We start from the raw sequence: 6,024 nt of genomic DNA, 5'->3' as shown, positions 1-6,024 counted from the left end.
TCACCTCCAAGTCATCGAACGGATACCATCCCGGTCGAGCGATGCTTGCGCACCACGCGCCATGCTCGGCGCACCCAATAAAAGGCCCGCTTAGGCGGGCCTTTTTGCCGAGTGCATCGCAAAAATGAGACCGGCTTCCGGGACATATCCCGGCAAAAAGGGCTACCGGGCGTTAGAGCGCCGACGCAGCTTGCAATGCATCCTTTACAATCTTCACTGCGTTTGCATCCAGCGGTGTCTGCGGCCGGATCGGATCGCCCACCTCATAGCCCTGGATTTGCAACGCCGCCTTGAGACAACTTGCCAAGCGATAGCGTGCGAAAACCTCGTTGAAGCCCCACAACCGTTTCTGGATCTTGGCGGCATGTTCCCATTCTCCGCGCTTGCAGGCATTGTAAAGTTCGATGCTCTGCTCGGGCAGCACGCAGGCCGGACCAGCAAACCAGCCCTTTCCGCCCATCAGAAGGACGCTGACAGCAATATGTGACGATGCGGCAAACACATCCAGCTTGCCCTCGCAGCGATTGATGATCGACAGCAGGCGACCCGTGTTTGTAGACGCATCCTTCAAGCCAACGATATTCGGGTGGTCTGCGATTGTACTGATCGTGTCGATAGAAAGATCCGTACGCTGAAAATTCGGGTTGGTATAAACGACGATAGGAAGATCGACGCTGTTGGCAATGTCGAGAAAATAATTTCTGACCTCTTGCTCGCTTAGCGGAAAATAAGATTCCAGCACGCCGACGATACCATCCGCGCCAATCTTTTTGTACAATCTTGCCTGCTCAATGGCTCCTTCGGTGGAGACACTTGCAACACCAGGGACAACCGAAACGCGCCCGTTGCTCGCCTCAACGACAACCTCCACGATACGACGCTTCTTCTCGTCGGAGAGATAGGCATATTCCCCACTGCTGCCGAGAGGTGTGAGTCCGGTTACGCCTTTGCCGATCAGGTCGTTGCAAAGGTCGCCGAGCACTTTCTCATCGATATTGCCGTCTGCTTTCAAAGGACTGACAAGATAGGGTATGACCCCGTAAAAATGCGACATGGCTGTCCTTCCGCTCTATGCAAAAAGTAGCGGGCTCTGTTGAGAGGCCGCCACCTTTTCTTCTCCATGAACTCTAGGAATTGTTGTTCTCACTGAGGCTGGCTACTGTCAGCAATGCGCCATCAAGTGCTGTTCCTTCCTCGTCCAAGAGGGCTGCGCGTCGTAGGCGATTGAGCCAGGCCGCGCCGTCCGGGCGACCGCACAGCGAGGAAACCTGGCCGATAACTTTGTCGAACTTTGATTGCCCTCGAGCATGGGTGTCGGAGTAGCCCTTCACCAGACGGCGGCAAGCAACCGCCTCGACCGCAAGATCATAGTTTGTCGACAGCGCGCCGGTCGCGACAACCAACCAACTCTCAATATGTGCGAATTCACGCTGGTGGCGCAGCGTGCTGCGGCGAAAGCGTCTCGCACCAGCGAGGAGATGTAGCATCAAGAACCAGCCTACCGTCCCCGTGCGGACACGACGGCCCTTGTTGATCACCTTGTCGAGCAGACGGAAGAGACGCGGGCTGGTTTCGAGGAAACGCCCGAACGAGGCGGGCATGGTACCCGCCACCTCTTCCATGCGCGGATGCATATATTCGGTCGTATAGATGATCTGATCCGCTTTGACACCGACCTCCTTGCGCACGCGGTCGAACCGGCTCGTACGCGTCTTCAGATCGGCTACCCGAATGACATCGTCATAAGCCAAAGCAATAGCCAGATACTTGGCTGCCTCCAGCGTGAAGGCGAAATCGTGCTGCTCGCCTCCATTTTGCCCGTCACTTCTGTGAAGTGCTTCCATTCTGTCAAGATATTCATCAGCATAGGCCGGGTCCTGGTAATCCACGAGGCGGCTGACCCCAGCAAACAACATCGACTGGGTCTGTTCTGGAAAGCTGCTGCGAATACGGGTCACGAGATTATCGAGCGCCTTGTGGCCCGTTGCAATGGGAAGCGATGCAAAGTGCTTCGCGGGGGTCTTGGATATCGTCTCGCGCCGATCTTCGCGTGCCCGATCAAAGGCACTTGCAAACGCTCTCAGGCTGGGCTCGACGCCCTTGCCACCAGCGCGGATGGCATCCTCAAAAACAGAACGTGCAAATGGTAGCACTTCAGCCGAAGCCAGCGCACCAAACATGGCCGCCGAGACAACGCTGCCGCTTTTTTCCGCAAGGCTCTGCATATCGAAGGCAATAATGCGCTTCGCTGCTATGCCGGCGGCCTCGATCACGGCCACAGGGTCGCCGGTGCCGTCACCCGGCGTCTGTTTTTCGACCACCGCATAGGACCGGTGGCTCGAGGCGATCAGTGTCGTACGTTCCGGCGTGACGATGCCGCGCAACATGGCGCGTCCCGCTTCCATGAATTCGGCAGCGAGCACCACATCGACATCACCTGGCGTCGGCATGAGCGAGAAGATGGGTCGAATGCCATCCTGCTCCGGCAACATTTCGATGTAGTAGATCGTTGCGCCGGTTCGCTGCGCAACACCTGGTACCGAGGTCGATTGCGCTGCCCAGCCCTGCGATTCTGCGACCTGAACAATCCAGTCGGCAAGCACGCCGCCGCCCTGCCCGCCCATGGCAAGGATGGCGACGGAGATCGGCCGCTTGCTGGAGAACCGGGAAAGCCCCTTGGCAATTTCGATATTCATGGTCGCCTCCCTACACGAAAGCCACGCGCCGACGGTCGGCACGGCGCTGGAAGAAGCCGATCACTATGGCGCGGAGCTTTGCCATGACGCGGTCACCCCGGGTTGGATTGTGGATCACATCGGCGCGATAGAACGAAGGGCAAAGCACGGCGGCTTCTGAAACTTCACCGCAATTGCCACAGCCGACACAAGTATTGTCGATCGCTGCCACCGGATCATCCTTCAAGGGATCGTCCGTGTGTTTGACCGAAAGCGACGGGCAACCGGAAAGACGGATACAGGCGTGATCGCCCGTGCAGACGTCTTCATCAACGCCGAAGCGCTCCTTGACCATGCGCTTGCCGTCCTTCACCGCTTTATTGAACTGCGGCTTCACACGACGCTGCTTGTTGAGCATGCATTCGGACGAAGCAATGATGACCTTCGGGCCCTTTTCCTCCGTCGTCAGCGCCTCCTTCAGCGTATCCCGCATCTTGGCCACGTCATAGGTGCGGTCGATCTGGCGCACCCACTTCACACCCACCCCTTTCACAGCGTCGGCGATGGTGTTGTTGGTGGAACGCTCGGGGTTCAGAGCGCGTGATGACAGGATGTCCTGTCCACCAGTCGCTGCCGAGTAATGATTGTCGACCACCAGGATCACGCCGTCATGCTTGTTGAAGACGGCATTGCCAACCGAGGTCGAAAGACCATTGTGCCAGAAGCCGCCATCACCCATCACGGCGATAGGACGTTTGCCAGCCTCGACATTGAAAGCGGACATGCCCGCTGCGGAAAGACCGTAGCCCATCGTGTTGCCGCCAATATTGAAGGGCGGGAGCACCGAGAAGATGTGACAGCCAATGTCGCCGGAGACGTGATGCTGACCAAGCTCGCGTTCCATCAGCTTCATGGCAGCGAAGATCGGGCGTTCCGGGCAGCCGGTACAAAAGCCTGCCGGGCGCGGCGGCACGATTTCCTGCAGTTTCTGGATTTTTTCATTTTCAAGTACCGGTGTGGCATCCGGGCCTTCGCGACGGTTGCCCAGCAGCACATGCGCATGCATTTCAAAGAACTTGCGCATGCCCTTTTCGATGACTGCATTGGTGTAGTCGCCGCCAAGCGGCAACACATCCTTGCCGTGGATCTTCGTGTTGATGTCCTTGCGGTGCAACGCAGCGATCAGTGCCTGCTCGATGAATGCCGGGTGGCCTTCCTCGACCATCAGCACCGCCTTTTTGCCGATGCAGAAGTCGGCGACTTCCTCGTCGACCATCGGATAGGTTACGTTCATCACATAAAGCGGCACGGACGTGTTGCCATAGACATCCGCCAGTCCGAGGAACTGCAGTGCGCGCATCACGCTGTTGTACATGCCGCCTTGCAGAATGATGCCGACGTCACCTTCTTCGGGGCCGAAATACTCGTTAAGTTTGCGGGAACGGATAAATTCAACGGCAGTCGGCCAGCGCTGTTCGAGCTTTTCCTTATCGTGGAAGAGCGATGCCGGGGGCAGGACAACGCGGTCGATTGCGCGGCGCGGGTTTTCAAGCGCTTGCTGTAGCGTGAATTCCGGCTTGCGATTGTTCTTCGCCATGAATTGGCCATGCACGTGACAGGCACGGATGCGCACCTGCAGCATCACGGGCGTGTTGGATGCTTCCGACAGCTCGAAGCCGTCCTCAACAGCCTTGACAATCGATTCGAGATTAGGGCGTGGATCGAGGAGCCACATCTGCGACTTCATTGCAAAAGCATGGCTGCGCTCCTGGGGAATAGACGAGCCTTCACCGAAATCTTCACCCAGAATAATGAGCGAACCGCCCATCACCCCGCCGGAAGCCAGATTAGTCAGCGCGTCGGAGGCGACGTTGGTGCCAGCGGTCGATTTCCAGGTGACTGCGCCGCGGATAGGATACATCACCGATGCGGAAAGCATTGCGGCGGCAGCCGCCTCCGATGCGGACGATTCGAAATGCACGCCCAGATCGTCCAATACGTCCTTGGCGTCTGCCAGCACATCCATGAGATGCGAGATCGGCGAGCCCTGATAGCCACCGACATAACCAACGCCGGATTGCAGCAGTGCCTTAGTAATGGCGAGAATGCCTTCGCCGCGGAAGATCTCGCCCTCGCCCAGCTTGAGGTCCTCGACCTCATTTAAAAATGACCGCTCCGCCATGATCCCTCCCAAGGACTGACATTCTGTTATATGATTTATCATATTGTTGGGAATGTGGTCGTGTCAATTGCCGTAGACGTCCCGTTTCAATTCTTTTTCCATTGAACACCACATAATTATATGAGATGTCATCTTTCAAACGCAGCACGGAGACTGTCGTGCAGGAAGGTGGGAACCGCTCATGTCACTCTATTTTGACGACATCCACATCGGACAAAGGTTCGAATCCGGGGATCATAAGATTAGCAGAGCGGACATATTGGACTTCGCCGGAACTTTTGACCCCAACCCATTCCATTTCGACGATGAGGCAGCGCGGGCAGTCGGCTATCCCGGCATCATGGCATCAGGACTGCATACGCTTTCGCTCAGTATGAAGCTGTTTTTTGACCTTCACCTCTGGGACGAGGCGGTCATGCCGTCACCCGGAATGGATAAGGTCCGGTGGCTCAAGCCTCTGTTCGGCGGTGATAGCATCCGCATTCGCGCAACGGTCATTGAGGCGACCATGTCGCGCTCCAAGCAGGATCGCGGCATTGTGCGATTGCTGCACGAAACGATCAATGCCTCCAGCGCTGAGACTATTTTCTCAGTCGAATGCCTTCACCGACTACGCCGCCGACTTGCATAAGTGCATCGGATCGGCGACAAATCCGCTAAACATACGGAGAACAAGCAACATGGCACCAAAGGTCAAGGACAAACCGAAAACGGAAGACTGCCCTGTCCTAGTGCTTGACCAGTTTCCGCCATACCTCTTCCACCTGATCACCAGCCATCTAAACAACCGGTTACTCGAGCGCATGCGTCCGCATGGCGTGACTGTCCATCGCTGGCGTGTGCTGATGGTGCTCATGAACGATGACGGTCAAACGATGACCGAACTGGTCCGTTTGACTCTGATCGCCCAGTCGGCGCTCAGCCGCGTGGTCGACCAGATGGAACGCGACGGGTTGGTCACGCGGCGTACAGCGCCTCATGACAACCGGGTAGTCGAGGTCCATCTCACCAGCCATGGACGCGATATGTATTGCAAGATCGCTCCGAACGCGCAAAGGCATGCCACCGAAATTCTGGCCGGGCTCGATGCGAAGGAGCAGGAACAGTTATTCAAACTCCTCCGCCGCGTGCTTGACACCGTCAGCCTTGAAACGACAAGGAGCTGAG

General features: G+C 57.0%; 5 protein-coding genes. 2 read left to right on the top strand and 3 right to left on the bottom strand.

Annotated elements, in window-relative coordinates; all coding sequences use genetic code 11:
* Positions 1–172: 172 nt before the first annotated feature.
* The 3 genes from HWX93_RS20740 to HWX93_RS20730 form a co-directional block, all read right to left on the bottom strand.
* The gene (locus tag HWX93_RS20740; RefSeq protein ID WP_176038572.1) at positions 173–1,054 is read right to left on the bottom strand and encodes a dihydrodipicolinate synthase family protein; all 882 of its coding nucleotides are present in this window, start codon (positions 1,052–1,054) and stop codon (positions 173–175) included.
* A gap of 73 nt (positions 1,055–1,127) precedes the next feature.
* Positions 1,128–2,696: an indolepyruvate oxidoreductase subunit beta family protein gene (locus tag HWX93_RS20735; protein ID WP_176038571.1), complete on the bottom strand. Its 1,569-nt coding sequence runs from the start codon at positions 2,694–2,696 to the stop codon at positions 1,128–1,130.
* 10 nt (positions 2,697–2,706) lie between these two features.
* Positions 2,707–4,857, bottom strand: coding sequence for an indolepyruvate ferredoxin oxidoreductase subunit alpha (locus HWX93_RS20730; protein ID WP_176038570.1), 2,151 nt, complete (start codon positions 4,855–4,857; stop codon positions 2,707–2,709).
* A gap of 181 nt (positions 4,858–5,038) precedes the next feature.
* Here HWX93_RS20730 and HWX93_RS20725 point away from each other — a divergent pair, with 181 nt between their 5' ends.
* Positions 5,039–5,488, top strand: coding sequence for a MaoC/PaaZ C-terminal domain-containing protein (locus HWX93_RS20725; protein WP_176038569.1), 450 nt, complete (start codon positions 5,039–5,041; stop codon positions 5,486–5,488).
* Between the two features lie 49 nt (positions 5,489–5,537).
* Positions 5,538–6,023: a MarR family winged helix-turn-helix transcriptional regulator gene (locus HWX93_RS20720; protein ID WP_176038568.1), complete on the top strand. Its 486-nt coding sequence runs from the start codon at positions 5,538–5,540 to the stop codon at positions 6,021–6,023.
* The last annotated feature ends 1 nt before the right edge of the window (position 6,024 follow it).

Origin of the sequence: Brucella tritici, assembly GCF_902825325.1 — a bacterium.
Classification (GTDB): domain Bacteria; phylum Pseudomonadota; class Alphaproteobacteria; order Rhizobiales; family Rhizobiaceae; genus Brucella.
Note: the sequence above shows the minus strand (reverse complement) of the source record. Positions and strands in the feature narration are given on the sequence as shown.

Bases quoted from the DNA above. Each gene is read 5' to 3' on its own strand.
- HWX93_RS20735 (WP_176038571.1), bottom strand. From the start codon at position 2,696: ATGAATATCGAAATTGCCAAGGGGCTTTCCCGGTTCTCCAGCAAGCGG.
- HWX93_RS20740 (WP_176038572.1), bottom strand. From the start codon at position 1,054: ATGTCGCATTTTTACGGGGTCATACCCTATCTTGTCAGTCCTTTGAAA.
- HWX93_RS20730 (WP_176038570.1), bottom strand. From the start codon at position 4,857: ATGGCGGAGCGGTCATTTTTAAATGAGGTCGAGGACCTCAAGCTGGGC.
- HWX93_RS20725 (WP_176038569.1), top strand. From the start codon at position 5,039: ATGTCACTCTATTTTGACGACATCCACATCGGACAAAGGTTCGAATCC.
- HWX93_RS20720 (WP_176038568.1), top strand. From the start codon at position 5,538: ATGGCACCAAAGGTCAAGGACAAACCGAAAACGGAAGACTGCCCTGTC.